Consider the following 16,131-nt stretch of genomic DNA (forward strand, 5'->3'; position numbering starts at 1 on the left):
ACGCTGTTAATTTTATAATAAAATGCAGGTTTTCAAAGAAAAAACCCCTTTAAAAGCGGCTATTAGAACCGCAAAATCTAAAGAAAAGACCATTGGTTTAGTCCCTACTATGGGGGCTTTACACGAGGGGCATTTATCTCTGGTAAAACAGGCTCTACAAGCATGTGATCAAGTGATTGTCAGTATCTTTGTAAATCCAACCCAATTTGATAATGCGGAGGATCTTGAAAAATATCCACGTACTTTAGAAGAAGATATTAGGCTCTTGAAAGAGGCCGGTTCTAAGCTTTGGGTTTTTGCTCCTACGGCCAACGAATTATACGGTAAAAATATAAGTTCTGAGCAGTTTCATTTTGATGGATTAGAGCAAGTGATGGAAGGAAAACACCGAAACGGACATTTTGACGGAGTTGGAACCATCGTAAAAAGGTTGTTCGAAGTAATTACGCCTCATAAAGCTTTTTTTGGCGAAAAAGATTTTCAGCAGTTACAAATTGTAAGAAAATTAATTGAAAAAACAGGGCTTCCAGTGCAAATAGTAGGCTGCCCTATTTTAAGGGAAGATAATGGTTTGGCAAGAAGCTCCCGGAATGAAAGGTTGAATACCATTGAGCGTGAAAAAGCTTCTTTTATTTATCAAACCTTGCTCAAAGCCAAGGAATTATTTGGCACAAAAAGTGCAGAATATATTCACAACTGGGTACAGGAACAATTTGATAGCCATCCAATTTTAAAACTAGAATATTTTGAAATTGCCAATACCCAAACATTAGAAAAAATTAACCGAAAAAGAAAAGGCAATACCTACCGTGCTTTTATCGCAGCCTATGCTGGCGATGTTAGGCTTATAGATAATATTGCCCTAAACAACGAGGAATAAACTATGCAAGTTCACGTAGTAAAATCTAAAATTCACAGAGTAAAAGTTACCGGCGCCGATCTTAATTATATTGGAAGCATCACCATAGATGAAGATCTTATGGAAGCTGCTAATATAATTGAAGGTGAAAAAGTTCAAATTGTAAATAATAACAATGGGGAGCGCCTGGAAACATATGTAATACCGGGCCCAAGAAATTCTGGCGAAATCACTTTAAACGGTGCCGCCGCGAGAAAAGTAGCTAAAGGCGATATTTTAATCTTAATCACTTATGCTATTATGGATTTTGAAGAGGCTAAAACTTTTAAACCTTCTCTGGTATTCCCAAATGAAGAAACCAATCTTTTGAGCTAATTAATTGAAAAAAAAAGCCGTTAAAATACTTAAAATCATACTCCCATTATTATTGGGAGTTTTTTTAGTTTGGTATTCTCTTAAAAGTGCTACACCTGCAGAAAGAGAAGAGTTATGGCTAAATATTTTAAATGCCAATCCCTGGTTTCTATTGCTTTCTATGATTTTTGGCGGGCTCTCCCACCTTTCACGTGCCTACCGGTGGAAGTTCATGTTAGAACCTATGGGCTATAAACCCAGGTTACCCAATAGTTTTATGGCCGTAATGGCAGGTTACCTCGCAAATTTTGGTATTCCAAGATCGGGAGAAGTTTTACGCGCAGCCAGTCTTTCTTCTTATGAAAAGATTCCTTTTGAAAAAGCATTTGGAACTATTATTTCTGAACGAATTGCCGATGTAGTGGTCATGCTTAGCATTACCGCATTCACTTTATTACTTCAAACCGAATATTTACTGGCTTACTTCAGCAATAATAATATTAATCCTTTAATCAGTTTCGGATTCCTTTTAGCTCTTTTAGTAGTTGGGATTATTGTACTTCAGTTTATTAAAAGATCACAACTTTCATTTTTGATTCGTATTAAAAAAATGGCACGCGGACTTTTAGAAGGAATGCGAAGTATATTCAGAATGAAACAAAAATGGGCATTTATCTTCCATACGTTATTTATATGGCTCATGTATATTTTAATGTTCTATGTGATTATTTTTGCCGTTCCCGGAATGGAAAACACCAGCTTCTCTGTAATCATGGCTGCATTTGTAGTGGGTTCATTTGCAATTTCGGCCACCAATGGCGGAATTGGCGTTTACCCGGTAGCAATTGGTGCTATTCTAGTTGTTTTTGGCATTGCTAAACAAACCGGCGAAGCTTTTGGCTGGATCACCTGGGGCACACAAACCCTTTTAGTTCTTATCCTGGGCGCACTTTCCTTCATATTTCTCCCTATTTTCAACCGTCAGAAATAATATATATCTTGTGTTGGTTAAACAAAACCCAACACCTATGATTAAAAAACTACTAATTTTTGTACTGCTGGTAGCTCCGCTACTAAGTTCAGCACAAACTCTTTATGAAACGATCTCTTCAACCAAACTCGGCGAAACAAGAGAAATCAAGATTCAATTACCACGAAATTACGAGGAAAACACTGAAAAGACTTACCCGGTTATTCTCGTACTCGATGGAGACTATCTTTTTGAGCCCATGGCGGGCAATGTAGATTATTATTCTTACTGGGAAGATGCTCCCGAAATGATTGTAGTAGGCGTAAACCAAAGCAAATCCCGTATGGATGATGCCTACTACGAAGAACGTAATTTCCTACCAGCAGATAAAGGCGCAGCTTTTTTTGAATTCCTGGGAATGGAACTTTTGCAGCACCTGGATAATAAATATAGAACTGCAGATTTTAGAGTTATTGCAGGGCATGATTACACGGCAAATTTTATTAATTATTATCTCCTGAAACCGAATCCAATCTTTAATGGTTACATTAATTTAAGTCCAGATCTGGCACCACCAATGGCCGATCGTATTACCAATGCCTTAAGAAAGTCTGAAACCAAAAAATGGCTTTACCTGGCTACCGGAACCGATGATATCCCACAGCTAAAAAAGGGAATTGAAGACCTAAATTCTCAACTAGCAGCTTTGGAAAACGATTTGGTAACCTACAAGTTTGATAATTTTGAAAATGCCACCCATTATTCCCTGGTTGGAAAAGCAATCCCGGCCGCTTTAGAAAGTATGTTTAGCGTTTACAGGCCAATAAGCAAGAAAGATTACAATGAACTCTTGTTACAAACCTCTGTTTCTTCAGTAGAATTTTTGACCGATAAATATGAAAGCATAAACGATCTTTTCGGTATTCAGAAAAAAATAAGATTAAGTGATTTTATGGCTATTCATAATGCAATTGAAAAAACACGACGCTGGGACGATTATAAAGGCTTAAGCGATTTGGCTTATGACAACTACCCGGGAACTATGCTGGGAACTTACTTTGAAGCCCGCTACGAAGAGGAAACCGGCAATCCTAAAAAAGCGATGCGCACCTACCAAAATGCCTACGGACAGGAAAAAATCGCATTTTTAGATACCGATTTTATGCTGGCTAAAGCCGATGCAATTAAAAAAGATTTCGGTTATTAGCGGGAAAATTTAAAGCTAAATGGCCAAGGTTAAATCAACGTTTTATTGTCAGAATTGCGGGAGCCAATATTCTAAATGGCAGGGCAAATGCAGCTCTTGCGGCGAGTGGAATACCATTGCCGAAGAAATTGTAGAAAAACCTGACAAAAAGGACTGGAAATCTCCTACCGACAGGGAAGCAAAACGAACTGCCAAACCTTTAAAAATAGCTGAAATTGAAAACAGCCCCCAAAACCGATGGAATACCGGTAATAATGAACTGGATCGGGTTCTGGGCGGCGGACTTGTACCGGGATCGCTCACCCTACTGGGCGGTGAACCGGGCATAGGGAAAAGTACTTTGCTCCTTCAAATTTCACTTCAATTAAATTACAAAGTATTATACGTTTCGGGCGAAGAAAGTCAGCAGCAAATAAAAATGCGCGCAGAACGCATCAATCCGGTTGCTGCCAATTGCTATATTCTCACCGAAACCAAAACTCAAAATATCTTCAGGCAAATTGAAGCTATTGAGCCCGAAGTAATTATTATAGATTCTATACAAACCCTGCACAGCGATTATATTGAGAGTGCACCGGGAAGCATCTCCCAAATTAGGGAATGTACCGCCGAACTCATAAAATTCGCTAAAGAGACCAATACTCCAGTCATTTTAATAGGCCATATCACCAAAGAAGGAAGTATTGCCGGCCCTAAAGTACTCGAGCATATGGTAGACACCGTTTTGCAGTTTGAAGGCGACAGAAACCACGTATATCGAATTCTAAGAGCGCATAAAAATCGTTTTGGTTCTACCCATGAATTGGGAATTTATGAAATGCAGGGCAGCGGTTTAAGGGAAGTAAGCAACCCCTCAGAGATTTTAATTTCCAAAAATGATGAAGACCTAAGCGGAACAGCAATTTCAGCCACCCTGGAAGGAATGCGACCGCTTATGATAGAAATTCAGGCACTGGTTAGCACGGCAGTTTATGGAACCCCGCAGCGCTCTGCTACAGGATACAATGTAAAAAGACTCAATATGTTACTGGCGGTTTTAGAAAAACGTGCCGGTTTTAGATTGGGTGCTAAAGATGTTTTCCTAAATATTACCGGCGGAATTAGTGTAGATGATCCCGCCATAGACCTTGCGGTAATCGCTGCTATTTTATCTTCAAATGAAGATATTTCTATTCCAAAAGATATCTGTTTTGCTGCTGAAGTTGGACTTGCAGGTGAAATTAGACCTGTGACCCGTGTAGAACAGCGCATTATTGAAGCCGAAAAACTTGGTTTTGCTTCAATCCTGGTTTCCAAACAAAGCAAAATCCCAAAAAGCAACTTCAATATTAATATCGTAAAAGTTGCTAAAATTGAAGATGTGGTAAGTCATTTGTTTGGATAAATCATCCTCTCATCTTTAAATCAATAAAATATCGTAATTTAATTTGACTTAAAATTTTAGTTATGAAAGATGAAAAAATGAAGGAAAAGATAATAGCCTATATTGATAATGCAGATAAAGAGTTATTAAATAAGCTTAGTGAGGTAATTGAAAATTATAAGGAAAAAGAGACTGTTGCATATACTTTAGAAGGCAAACCACTATCTGAAAAGGATTATTTAAAGGAGTTAGAAATTGCCGAGAACGAAATTAATAGCGGACAATTTATTAGTCAGGAAGAGTTGGAAAAAGAAGCGGAAAACTGGTAATGCCTAAATTCAATATAATTTGGTCTTCAACTGCAAAATTAGAACTTCAAAAAATACACGATTATTTTAAGTTTGAGAAAAAAGCCCCTCAAGCAGCAAAATCAATAGTTCGGGACATTCTTAAAGCAACTAGAGAGATTACTTTTCCTTCACAATACCAAATTGAAGAAAGCAATTCAAAATATCGTAGGATTGTAATTCGTAATTATAAAATAATTTACCAGGAAGAAAATAGTAATATTTTAATCTTAAGAATTTTTGATAGCCGCCAAAGTCCTGAGAAGCTAAATGATTGAGAAACTTTCATCCTTAATCTGGCATAATTACTGCTCTAAATTGCACGGAAACGCAAGACTATGAAGCAGATTAAAATTTTAAGCTTATTCTTAATTCTAATAATTTCGGGATGTTCTCAGGTAAATAAAGCAACCGATTTTATCACCAACCCTACCGCAAAAGAACAGTATAAACGTGATTTTAATGTTTCAGTTGAATTGTTTCAGATTTGGGAAAATTCAGCTGAAACGGTATTTCAGGATAGTGTAAGTATTAACCTGCCTTATGCTGAAACCGGTAAATTCTTTCCTAAAAGTTTTTCGGTTTATTCTTACGCAATTGAGCTTCAACCGGGAGAAATTTTTAATGTAGAAGTCGAAACCGATTCTACAAAACAATTGGTTTTTATAGAACTTTTTGAGAAAACGAGCGATTCTATAAACCTATTTGAAAAAGTCAAATTTTCAGATTTCCAAAAGAAAACTTTAAGTTTTGAAGCCAATAAAAGAGCTACCTATAAATTAGTTATCCAACCCGAAATAGAAGCTAGTACTCCATTTGTATTTAAAATGGAGAAAAGTCCAGCTTATTTATTTCCGGTAGTTTCCGGAGTAAATACCAACGTACAAAGCTATTGGGGAGACAATCGCGATGGAGGCGCAAGAAGCCACGAAGGCATCGATATTTTTGCAAAAAGAGGAACACCTGTGGTAGCGGCTACAAACGGCAGTATTGGCTATACTGGCGAAAAAGGCCTTGGCGGCAAACAGGTTTGGTTACGAGACCACAAGCGCAATCAGTCGCTTTATTATGCACATTTAGATAGCATTGCAGATGTTAGCGGAAATGTAAAAAGAGGAGATACTTTGGGTTTGGTGGGGAATACGGGAAATGCGAGAACCACGCCACCACACCTGCATTTTGGTATTTATAAAAGTTATCGCGGTGCTATAAATCCTTTACATTTTGTTTATCAAACTAATATTCTGAAAACCGAACCTGAGAAATTAGATAATATTCCAAAGAAATTAATTGTGCAGAGTAGCAAAGCCAATCTTAGAAATAAGCCATCAACTTCTAATTCGAAAATTTTAAGCACTTACAAAGCTAAGGATACACTTCAATTTTTAGGAAAAACTAAAGATTGGTTTCACGTTAGAAACCCTGAGAACAAAGCTTCTTTTATTCACCAGAGTTTGGTGAGTCCCATTTAGATTGTAGCCTTACCCAATTTTTAGGGAAGGCTACAAAATCACTCGTCATTGAGATCCCGCTGACTATATTAATCTAGCAATTTGTTTAACCCTTCTTTTTCAAATAAAATTTGACCAACTTTAATGTCCGACCAACCTTTTTTTAGTTGATAAGTAAAAGTGGGCATATTTTCGATCAATTCACAATCAATATAATAATTTTCAATTTTTCCATTTGAAATGCTTTTTAATTCTTGAATGTGAGTGGATATAAAAAAATATGATTTATTGAATTTGCTTAATCCTTTTATGGTTGTTTTACAAATTTCAAACCCATCTTCCACATTCGTTCCACTAAAAAGTTCATCAAAAATAGCAAAACATTTTTTTCCACTATTTACTTGCTCAATTACACCTTTAAGATTCATCACTTCGGTCATGAAGTGGCTATAACCATTTAAAATATCATCTCTTCTGTTTATTTCAATTGAAAAGTAATCAAAAAATGGAATTTCTGCTTTTGACGCCGGCGTTCCAATCCCTAAATGACCAAAATATATGCAAAGTCCAACTGCTTTTAAAAAAGTTGATTTCCCTGACATATTTGGTCCATTTAATACAATTACATTACTATTTGTTTCAAGGTTATTTTTGACCGGATTTTCTAATAATGGATGATAAAAATCTCGAAGTTTAATAATACTATCTGTAAAAATTGGAAACGAAAAATCGTTTTTTGTTATTCCTATGCTAATGGATAAATATGATTCGAATAGGAAAAATGCTTCCCAAAAAGGTCTTATCAATTCCTTTCTCTTTAGCGCATTAATTTTTTCGATTAATTCGATTACGTGCTTATCTTTTAGTCCTTTTTCTCTGATTATAAACTCAAACTTATGAAGCTCAAAATTTGATAGGAACTGTAAAATTTGTTTAATGTTTGAAGCGTATTCTTTTGGAAAAGCTTCTAATTTCAATCTTGTAAAATATTTGGATTCCAAACGATGGAAAAACAAAACCAATTGATTCAGTTTACTCGTATATCGTGTTTTCTCTTGTTTTGAAGCAAATAGTTTATATTTCAGTTTTTTCTTTGAAAGGTCTTCGATTTTGTCATCGTTAAGAAAAAAATGAACTTCGTTTAAGTATAAAACTGTATAGGAGTAGTCCTTTAATACATTCTTATTTTCAGAGAATCCTTTCAATATATTCTGACGGTGAATTATGTCAGTAGTCGATTGCAATGGTTTTTCAAGAATATCAAAGATTTTATTCCTTGAAAACATATTTAGGGAATAGTCGAATAATGGTAAAATTTCCTTTTCTATATTTAAATCTTTAATATTATTCATATTCTATTCCGAGAGTTCGTTTCAGCTTGCAGGTAACTTGCTTTGTTAATTAAAATTTATGGCGCAGGATTTGGATAAGTTTCATGAACTTTATTGATCTCTTCCATAACTTCTTCGGAAAGATCTACATCTATACTTCCAATATTTTCCGCTAACTGTTTTATAGACGTTGCACCAATAATATTACTGGTCACAAAAGGTCGCGTATTCACAAAAGCCAGAGACATTTGTGCGAAATTCAAATTATGTTTTTTAGCGATCTCGCTATAAGCGCGCGTAGCTTTTACCGCTACATCACCGGAATATCTCTTATACTGTGAAAATAATCCCAGTCTTGAATTTGGCTCAATTCCGTTTAAATGTTTTCCGCTTAAAGTTCCCATTCCCAATGGAGAGTAAGGGAATAAACCTATATTTTCACGATGAAGCACTTCTGCAAGTCCAACTTCGTCTTTTCTATTCAATAAATTAAACGGGTTTTGCACCGTGATCATTTTTGGAAGATCATGCTTTCTGCTTTCTTCCAGAAAACGCATTACTCCGTATGGAGTTTCATTGGAAAGACCCACCTGCCGAATTTTTCCTTCTTTTACAAATCCGTTTAAAGTTTCCAAAACTTCCTGAAAATTTTCTTCCCAGGATTCATTCTCATCATGTTCATAGCCCAATTTTCCAAAGAAATTGGTATTTCGCTCCGGCCAATGAAGTTGATAAAGATCTATATAATCTGTTTGCAATCTTTTTAAACTCTTATGTAAAGCATCGGTAACTGCTTCTTTAGAAAAACCAAGGTTCTCTCGAATATGATCCATGGCATTTCCCGGGCCTACAACTTTTGAAGCCAACACTACATCTTCCCTTTTTCCAGATTTTTTAAACCAGGAACCAATAATTTCTTCAGTACTTCCCTGGGTTTCTGCTTTTCCAGGTATAGAATACATTTCTGCAGTATCCAGAAAATTTAGGCCTTTATCTAAAGCAAAATCTATTTGCTCATGACCTTCGGCTTCGGTGTTTTGTTCACCGTAGGTCATTGTACCAAGGCATATTTTACTAACTTTTATATCGGTATTGGGGAGCGTGGTATATTTCATTAATTTTTCTTCAGCAATTATTATTTTATTCGTTGAGCAATTTAGTTACCTCATCTAACTTTGGTGTTAAAATCACCTCAATTCTTCGGTTTTTTGCTCTGCCTTCAGCAGTTTCGTTGGTCGCGACGGGAGCATATTCTCCACGACCGGCCGCAGTTAGATTCTGCGGATCTATTCTGCTGTTTTCCTTTAAAATTTGAACAATAGAAGTTGCTCTTTTAGTAGAAAGATCCCAGTTATCATTTAAAAGCCCACTTCCGCCATAAGGTACATTATCCGTATGTCCTTCAATTAAAACTGCGATATCCGGATTTTCTGCCAACACCTGCCCTAGTTGTTTTACGGCTTGCCTACCTTCAGCATTTACCGCCCAACTTCCGGAACTAAACAACAATTTATTTTCCATAGAAACATAAACTTTACCATCACGTTGTTCTACGGTTAAACCTTTGCCTTCAAAATTGGTTAGTGCTTTAGAAATAGCATCTTTTAGCGCATTCATTTTGGCATCTTTGGCGGCAATTAATTCCTCCAGCTCATTTACTCTCCTGGAACGCGCGTCTAAATCGCGCTGTAATTTATCTAACCTGGTTTGCTCCTTTACCAGCGCCTGTTCCTTTTCTTCTAATTCGGCTAAAAGCTGACGATTTTGCCGGGAATTTTCTGCAATTGCAGCCGAACTGTTTTCTTCCAGGGCATCGTAAGATTTCTTTAGGGTAGCGTAATTTTTCCTGGAGCTTTCTAATTCATCTTTTAGACGATCTCTTTCAGCCGTTGCCTCAGCATAATCCTTTTTTAATATCGAATATTCTTCATCCAGATCTTGATATTTTTCAAGTTCAGATTGGGTATTTCTATTCTCCCGTTTTAAATCGGCGTGCCTGCTTTCAAGTTCCTGGTATTTTTTTGAAGAAACACAGGAAGTCAACATAAAAACCGCTGAAATTGCTAAAGCCACTACTTTTTTCATTTTTATAATTTTAAATTCAAATATCTTCTAATTTACCGTCATCGCGAGCCCGATAATTATCGGGAGAAGCAATCTGTAAACTGGTAAAGATTACTTGACTCCGTTCGTATTGACGTTCTTTTTAAAAATCTGATTCCAATTCCACCAAAACAGGACAATGATCGCTGTGTTTGGCCTCAGGTAATATAACGGCACGTTTAAGTTTTTCTTGTAAAGGTTGGGCCACTAAATTATAATCTATTCGCCAGCCTTTGTTATTGGCCCGCGCATTAGCACGATAACTCCACCAGGAATATTGATCTCCTTCTTCATTAAAATGCCTGAAAGAATCTATAAAGCCACTTTTCATAAAATTATCTATCCACTTTCGCTCTTCGGGCAAGAAGCCAGATGTATTTTTAAGTCGTACAGGATCATGAATATCTATAGCTTCGTGACAAATATTATAATCTCCACAAATAACCAGATTCGGAAAGTCCTGCTTTATTTCGTCTATATATTGCTGAAAATCGTCCATAAACTTGAATTTATGTTCTAAACGGGCAATATTAGTCCCCGAAGGTAAATACAAACTTATGATAGAAAAATCTTCAAAATCTACACGTATGGTACGCCCCTCGTGATCCATATAATCTATTCCTGTGCCATATTCTACGTGTAAAGGCTTATGTTTACTTAAGATTGCAACCCCGCTATAACCTTTCTTTTGCGCAGGATACCAATAATGATAAGGATACCCGGCATCTTTAAAATCATCCAGGTTTAATTGTTCCGGCTGCGCTTTAATCTCTTGAAGACAAACCAAATCTGGATCTGCCTGTTGTACCCAATCTAAAAAGCCTTTTCTTACGGCAGCTCGAATTCCGTTTACGTTATAGGAAATGATTTTCATGAAAGTCAATTTTGCTCAAAAATAAGGCTAAATGAAAGATTTACAAGTTGGATTATTGAATTTCCAGTAGTCTTTTGGCTTGTTGAAAATGTCGTTCTTCATGGGAAAGAATAATCTTAAAAGCAGCATCAAGTTTATACACAATTTTAGGATTTGCAGGGGAAGAAATTACCGCGTTTTTCTCCAAAAGATCTTCAGATTCCAAAATCTTTTGTTTTAATTTCTCCTGATGCTCGGTAAACCTGGCCAGAATATCTTCTGAAGCCCTATTTTCTGAAGGTTTCCAAATGGAAAATGTTTTTGTCTTTTTAGTGGTTTCAGGCTGCACCGATTTTAAGATTGTCTTTCCAAAAAAATTCACTAAAAAACCAAATTTAGCAGTAAAGGCTCTTTTATGATTTTTGTTACGAAGTCTATCTATCATTGGAAAGTAAGACTGATTTATCAAAATTAGATGTTCTAAGTTTTGCGCAATACTCCAGGTATCCGCATCAGGTTTGCGATGAATTTCAGTCTCACTTAGTTCCCCAAACTCCGTTTTAAACTTCAGGGTAAGCTTATCTAACCTGTTTAAAAATTCTTCCGTATACATCCTGCCCCTTGTTATTCCACAATAAATCGCTTCACTTTCCCAACTTCCCGGGTTCCCATTCTTACCAGGTAAACTCCCCTGGTGGCGTAAGACATATCTAATTCATAAACATATCCATTACCGGAATTTTCTACCTGATTTTCCAGCATTTTTTGCCCTAAGATATTATGAACCGTAATTCTTAAAGTTTCCTCATAATCGGTTTCCATCACAATTCTAAACTGTTTATTTTCTTCGGAAACTACTATAAGTTCAGCTTCGTTTAAAATAAAATCTTCAATATCTAAGGTAGAATCGGTAATGCTTACGGAATAATCGTGGGTTGTTCCATACTCCAAAACCTCGCATGGATTATTTAAGTCTCCGTCAAAATCTACATCTCCCGCCCTAATTCTTAATAAATGCTGGCCTAAAGGTGCATCGCCTGGAATACTAAAGTTTGTATCATGCCATTCTCCTGCTGTTGGAATAATTTCTGAAGTTATTAAGCGTTCCTCATCGCCAAATACCGCATCGTCATTCAAATCTATCCACATAGAAAATCGCTCGGCATTTTGAGCGGTTAATTCGCCAAATAATGATTGTACAGATACCGTAAACTCACTTTGAGAGCGATCTAAATTAGCAGACAGACCAATAAAATCGGCATAACCATTTCCGCAGGGAATACGTTCGTTAAGCACGTTTTCCAATTCAAAGAAGAAAATTCCGTCTCCAAAACTACAATTACCTCCTTCGGGAATACAATCTAAATTGGCAACCGATTTCACACTAGTATCGTTATTGGGTTCAAAGTCATTTTCTAATCTGGTGCCCCCGGTAATTCTATAGCTTCCGGAAGGCGAAATATCTGAGGTTTGATTAAAAGTATACACTTCTAAACCCCCAACCGGCAGTGTACCACTAAAAACCTCCCTAACAGGAGTGTTATTTCCTATTTGATAAAATACCGGAATATCCTGCTGCGGCTCTCCTCCAAAGTTTTCTATGCTTACTGTTATTTCTTCTGAAGCACTAAAATTCTCTCCGGTTTGTGGCGCATCAATAGAGGTCACACCAACATCGTTGGGAGGTAGGTTTTTGACAGAAACAAGCAATATGTCGTTTTCAAGATTTTCATCTCCCTCTAAATTTGTATTAAAAACAAATTCATAAGTTCGGCCAACCTCAGAAAGATCGGCATTTTCAGAGAAAGTAAATTCGGCCGAGCTAGTTGACGCAATACTTTCTTCAAAGATTTCAGTTACTTCCGGACCACCATCTATACTATAACTTACTTCAAAATTAGATTGCGCATTTCGGCCGTAATTTCTTATTCTAATCGTAATTTCTTCATTTGCGCCTAAACTCGAATTCTCAGGACTTACCAAAGAAACTACTCCAAGATCGTTATCAAAATCTGGTGCAATTTTAAATACGCCTACGTGGTTTTTTCTTTCAGAACCTACAAAGTACTCCCCATTATGCCAAAATGTAAGCCCATCGGCGGGATCTACGCTTAAATGCGCATAATCGCCATACCTGGAATTAGGATTAGGACTTTCTCCTTCAATAATGCTCTGCTCCTCTATAGTCATTAATCCAGGCTCATCGTTCTTATATCTTCCGGTATAACGCAAAGAGGGAAAAACCGGATTCTGCGGATTATCATTTAAAACGGTGTAACCAAGAGCTATATTTCCTTCAGCATCTAAGCCAATACTTCCACTAAATCTGTCGCTATTATCTGGCGCATAAGTCCCCTCTTGATAAACACTCCAGGGGCCACCATTATTTTGCTGCCTAAGCTCGTACCAACGTATACCTGCATGTTCTGCTGCGCTAGGATCTACATCTACCACAAAATTCATTACAACGGCATTATAATTTTGAAAACGCCTATAGGTAGTCATATACATCATAGTAGCTTGCAGCACATCTATCTCTGGAGTGTCGCTTCCCGGTTGAGAAAGATTTGAAAAAGAGCCTCCATCAAAAGTTGCTATAAATGGAGAAACACCTTGAGCGGCACCTAATTCCTGGGATTCAGATATTGTGGAATTCAATGGGTTATTCCAATCTACGTTAATTAGCCAAAGCTTTAAATGATCTTCATTAACACCTGCCCAGGAATCGTCCTGAAGGTAAATAATTGGCGAGTTTCCGCGCGGTGGTAATTCATTTCCAATACCAGAAAAACCAGCTGGACTATAAAATCCATTGGTTTCTATTCCTGGTAACGGAAAAGACATTATTTGTGCCGTTTGCCCTAGTAGCATTTTATCCCTTTCTAAGGCATAAACAACTTGGCTGGTGGCTGCTGTTTGTGAATTTTTATTGGTGGTAATATAATATCCATCTCCCCATACTGAAATTTTAGGATAATCTGGCAACACGCCATTGGTTGTAAAACGGTAGGTATACCAACCATCATTAACAGGGTCTGGCCCTTGTGATACCGCAATCAAAAAACTTTCTGGGGTATCGCTAAATTGTGAAATTATAAATCTATCGGCAAATTCATCATAAAGTATAATAGGGTCACCAAGAGTTTCATTGGTAAACTCTCCACCTATGCTAGCTAAAGATGCCGGCTGCCTGATTTGATTTCCTGATTTATCAAATATTGAAAAGGCCGAGTTCCAGCCGTTTACAAAATGATTAGGGCCTGCAGCTCCCGTTGGATCTGTAGGCGTGGCTTGAGTAGAAGCTGCTTCAAAAGTAAAATTAGGAGCTTTTACAGGTATTTCCCCCATTTTTTGCTGAAGTGCTCCCGTCTTACCTTTTGGCAGGCCTTTACCGGGAACAATTTTGTTGATTCCGCGATTCCTGGGATTATAGATTTTGAATTTCTTTTCTGGCGGCGCAATTAATTTTCTTTTAGCCATCGCAGAAGAAGAAACCGCACTGGCAGAATCTATATATACAGGACCAGAGGTCTCCCTCTGCTGACCAATAATTACAGCATGAAAACTAAAAATTAAAACTAATAGGATTGTAATTTTTCTCATTTTGAAATGACTCTTCTTTTACATTCTAAAAATAAGGATTCTATGCTTATCAAAAACAAAAGGAGCGATTAACTTAACTAATCGCTCCTTTTCTATAATAAAAATCACTTTTTATCTATTTTTTCATCCAACTTTTAAAGTCTACTTCTTGCTGGATAATTTCCTTAAGCTCTGTAATTGCAACGCGTTTTTGCTCCATAGTATCCCTATAACGAACCGTCACTTTTTTATCTTCAAGTGAATCGTGATCTACAGTAATACAAAGCGGAGTTCCCGCAGCATCCTGGCGACGGTACCTACGGCCAATCGCATCTTTCTCGTCATATTGAACTCTAAAGTCCCATTTTAATTCCTCTATAATTTCATGGGCAAGCTCTGGCAAACCATCTTTTTTAACTAACGGAAGCACCGCAGCTTTAGTTGGTGCAAGTACCGCAGGTAGCTTTAAAACTGTTCTGCTAGTCCCACCTTCCAGCTCTTCTTCTTTTAATGAAGCTGAAAAAACCGCTAAAAACATTCTATCTAAACCAATAGATGTTTCAATTACATAAGGCACATAATTTTCTTTCATTTCAGGGTCATAGAAACGCAATTTCTTCCCTGAATGTTCTTCGTGTGCTTTTAAATCAAAATCTGTTCTTGAGTGAATTCCTTCTAATTCTTTAAAACCGAATGGGAAATTAAATTCTATATCTGTAGCAGCATTAGCATAATGCGCCATTTTTTCGTGATCGTGGAAACGGTAGTTTTCTTCGCCCAAACCTAAAGAAGCATGCCAATTCTGGCGAGTTTCTTTCCAATGTTCAAACCACTTTAATTCTTCCCCGGGACGCACAAAAAATTGCATCTCCATTTGTTCAAATTCCCGTTGGCGGAAGATAAACTGTCTCGCTACAATTTCATTTCTAAAAGCTTTTCCTATTTGTGCAATTCCAAAAGGAATCTTCATCCTACCGGTTTTTTGCACGTTAGAAAAGTTTACAAAAATTCCCTGAGCCGTTTCAGGCCTTAGATATAAGTCTGTAGCAGAATCTGCAGAAGCTCCCAATTTAGTTCCAAACATTAGGTTAAACTGCTTAACATCTGTCCAGTTCTTAGAACCGCTTTCGGGACAGGCAATTCCCAACTCTTCAATTAATGCTTTTACATCAACCAGATCTTCATCGGTAAGGGATTTGGCAAGACGCTCAAGAATCTCTCTTTCTTCCTTTTTATAACGAATAACCCTTGGGTTGGTAGCCACAAACTCTTCTTCGTTAAACTTATCGCCAAAACGTTTCTTTGCTTTCGCAATTTCCTTTTGTGCTTTTTGATTGATCTTTTCAGCATAATCCTCAACCAGAACATCAGCTCGATAACGTTTCTTAGAATCTTTATTATCAATTAAAGGATCATTAAAAGCATCTACGTGGCCGGAAGCCTTCCAGGTGGTTGGATGCATTAATATTGCCGCATCTAAACCTACGATGTTCTGGTGCAACTGCACCATACTTTTCCACCAGTAATCTTTGATGTTTTTCTTTAATTCGGCTCCATTTTGCCCATAATCGTAAACAGCACTTAAGCCGTCGTAGATTTCACTGGATGCAAAAATATACCCATACTCTTTAGCGTGGGATATTACATTTCTAAAAAAGTCTTCTTGTTTTGCCATAGCGCAAAAATAAAAAAACCGCCCTGATAAACAGCA

General features: G+C 37.0%; 15 protein-coding genes. 8 read left to right on the top strand and 7 right to left on the bottom strand.

Going from position 1 to position 16,131, the window contains the following annotated elements; translation table 11 throughout:
- Positions 1–22: 22 nt before the first annotated feature.
- From panC to B5X51_RS05665, 8 genes are all read left to right on the top strand, one after another.
- Positions 23–880, top strand: a complete 858-nt coding sequence (gene panC, locus B5X51_RS05630; RefSeq protein WP_079719912.1) for a pantoate--beta-alanine ligase — start codon at positions 23–25, stop codon at positions 878–880.
- Between the two features lie 3 nt (positions 881–883).
- On the top strand, positions 884–1,234 hold the full coding sequence (panD, locus tag B5X51_RS05635; protein ID WP_079719913.1) for an aspartate 1-decarboxylase: 351 nt from the start codon (positions 884–886) through the stop codon (positions 1,232–1,234).
- Between the two features lie 4 nt (positions 1,235–1,238).
- Complete coding sequence (locus tag B5X51_RS05640; RefSeq protein ID WP_079719914.1) at positions 1,239–2,204, top strand: lysylphosphatidylglycerol synthase transmembrane domain-containing protein; 966 nt, start codon at positions 1,239–1,241, stop codon at positions 2,202–2,204.
- Between the two features lie 37 nt (positions 2,205–2,241).
- Positions 2,242–3,390, top strand: coding sequence for an alpha/beta hydrolase (locus B5X51_RS05645; RefSeq protein ID WP_079719915.1), 1,149 nt, complete (start codon positions 2,242–2,244; stop codon positions 3,388–3,390).
- Between the two features lie 19 nt (positions 3,391–3,409).
- Entirely contained in the window at positions 3,410–4,774 is a 1,365-nt protein-coding gene (gene radA, locus B5X51_RS05650; RefSeq protein ID WP_079719916.1) for a DNA repair protein RadA, read from the top strand.
- 62 nt (positions 4,775–4,836) lie between these two features.
- The gene (locus tag B5X51_RS05655) at positions 4,837–5,082 is read left to right on the top strand and encodes a hypothetical protein (RefSeq protein WP_079719917.1); all 246 of its coding nucleotides are present in this window, start codon (positions 4,837–4,839) and stop codon (positions 5,080–5,082) included.
- The gene (locus B5X51_RS05660; protein ID WP_079719919.1) at positions 5,082–5,378 is read left to right on the top strand and encodes a type II toxin-antitoxin system RelE/ParE family toxin; all 297 of its coding nucleotides are present in this window, start codon (positions 5,082–5,084) and stop codon (positions 5,376–5,378) included. The genes B5X51_RS05655 and B5X51_RS05660 overlap by 1 nt, the downstream gene beginning before the upstream one ends.
- A 60-nt stretch (positions 5,379–5,438) precedes the next feature.
- Complete coding sequence (locus B5X51_RS05665) at positions 5,439–6,572, top strand: M23 family metallopeptidase (protein WP_079719921.1); 1,134 nt, start codon at positions 5,439–5,441, stop codon at positions 6,570–6,572.
- 68 nt (positions 6,573–6,640) lie between these two features.
- Here the strand turns inward: B5X51_RS05665 and B5X51_RS05670 are convergent, their stop codons facing one another.
- The 7 genes from B5X51_RS05670 to B5X51_RS05700 all read right to left on the bottom strand — a co-directional run bounded on the left by B5X51_RS05670 (position 6,641) and on the right by B5X51_RS05700 (position 16,095).
- The gene (locus tag B5X51_RS05670) at positions 6,641–7,903 is read right to left on the bottom strand and encodes a MutS-related protein (protein ID WP_079719923.1); all 1,263 of its coding nucleotides are present in this window, start codon (positions 7,901–7,903) and stop codon (positions 6,641–6,643) included.
- A 56-nt stretch (positions 7,904–7,959) separates the two neighbouring features.
- Positions 7,960–8,997: an NADP(H)-dependent aldo-keto reductase gene (locus B5X51_RS05675; protein ID WP_079719924.1), complete on the bottom strand. Its 1,038-nt coding sequence runs from the start codon at positions 8,995–8,997 to the stop codon at positions 7,960–7,962.
- A 25-nt stretch (positions 8,998–9,022) separates the two neighbouring features.
- On the bottom strand, positions 9,023–9,967 hold the full coding sequence (locus B5X51_RS05680) for an OmpA family protein (RefSeq protein WP_079719926.1): 945 nt from the start codon (positions 9,965–9,967) through the stop codon (positions 9,023–9,025).
- 121 nt (positions 9,968–10,088) lie between these two features.
- Positions 10,089–10,859, bottom strand: a complete 771-nt coding sequence (locus tag B5X51_RS05685; RefSeq protein WP_079719928.1) for an exodeoxyribonuclease III — start codon at positions 10,857–10,859, stop codon at positions 10,089–10,091.
- A gap of 52 nt (positions 10,860–10,911) precedes the next feature.
- Complete coding sequence (locus tag B5X51_RS05690) at positions 10,912–11,451, bottom strand: DinB family protein (RefSeq protein WP_079719929.1); 540 nt, start codon at positions 11,449–11,451, stop codon at positions 10,912–10,914.
- Between the two features lie 11 nt (positions 11,452–11,462).
- Positions 11,463–14,441: a T9SS type A sorting domain-containing protein gene (locus tag B5X51_RS05695; RefSeq protein WP_079719931.1), complete on the bottom strand. Its 2,979-nt coding sequence runs from the start codon at positions 14,439–14,441 to the stop codon at positions 11,463–11,465.
- Positions 14,442–14,556: 115 nt separating this feature from the next.
- Entirely contained in the window at positions 14,557–16,095 is a 1,539-nt protein-coding gene (locus B5X51_RS05700) for a glycine--tRNA ligase (protein ID WP_079719932.1), read from the bottom strand.
- Positions 16,096–16,131: the final 36 nt, after the last annotated feature.

The sequence above is a fragment of the Salegentibacter holothuriorum genome (assembly GCF_900168045.1).
Classification (GTDB): Bacteria; Bacteroidota; Bacteroidia; order Flavobacteriales; family Flavobacteriaceae; genus Salegentibacter; species Salegentibacter holothuriorum.

Coding starts and splice junctions, on each gene's coding strand:
- panC (WP_079719912.1), top strand. CDS start 23: ATGCAGGTTTTCAAAGAAAAAACCCCTTTAAAAGCGGCTATTAGAACC.
- panD (WP_079719913.1), top strand. CDS start 884: ATGCAAGTTCACGTAGTAAAATCTAAAATTCACAGAGTAAAAGTTACC.
- B5X51_RS05645 (WP_079719915.1), top strand. CDS start 2,242: ATGATTAAAAAACTACTAATTTTTGTACTGCTGGTAGCTCCGCTACTA.
- radA (WP_079719916.1), top strand. CDS start 3,410: ATGGCCAAGGTTAAATCAACGTTTTATTGTCAGAATTGCGGGAGCCAA.
- B5X51_RS05655 (WP_079719917.1), top strand. CDS start 4,837: ATGAAAGATGAAAAAATGAAGGAAAAGATAATAGCCTATATTGATAAT.
- B5X51_RS05660 (WP_079719919.1), top strand. CDS start 5,082: ATGCCTAAATTCAATATAATTTGGTCTTCAACTGCAAAATTAGAACTT.
- B5X51_RS05665 (WP_079719921.1), top strand. CDS start 5,439: ATGAAGCAGATTAAAATTTTAAGCTTATTCTTAATTCTAATAATTTCG.
- B5X51_RS05670 (WP_079719923.1), bottom strand. CDS start 7,903: ATGAATAATATTAAAGATTTAAATATAGAAAAGGAAATTTTACCATTA.
- B5X51_RS05675 (WP_079719924.1), bottom strand. CDS start 8,997: ATGAAATATACCACGCTCCCCAATACCGATATAAAAGTTAGTAAAATA.
- B5X51_RS05680 (WP_079719926.1), bottom strand. CDS start 9,967: ATGAAAAAAGTAGTGGCTTTAGCAATTTCAGCGGTTTTTATGTTGACT.
- B5X51_RS05685 (WP_079719928.1), bottom strand. CDS start 10,859: ATGAAAATCATTTCCTATAACGTAAACGGAATTCGAGCTGCCGTAAGA.
- B5X51_RS05690 (WP_079719929.1), bottom strand. CDS start 11,451: ATGTATACGGAAGAATTTTTAAACAGGTTAGATAAGCTTACCCTGAAG.
- B5X51_RS05695 (WP_079719931.1), bottom strand. CDS start 14,441: ATGAGAAAAATTACAATCCTATTAGTTTTAATTTTTAGTTTTCATGCT.
- B5X51_RS05700 (WP_079719932.1), bottom strand. CDS start 16,095: ATGGCAAAACAAGAAGACTTTTTTAGAAATGTAATATCCCACGCTAAA.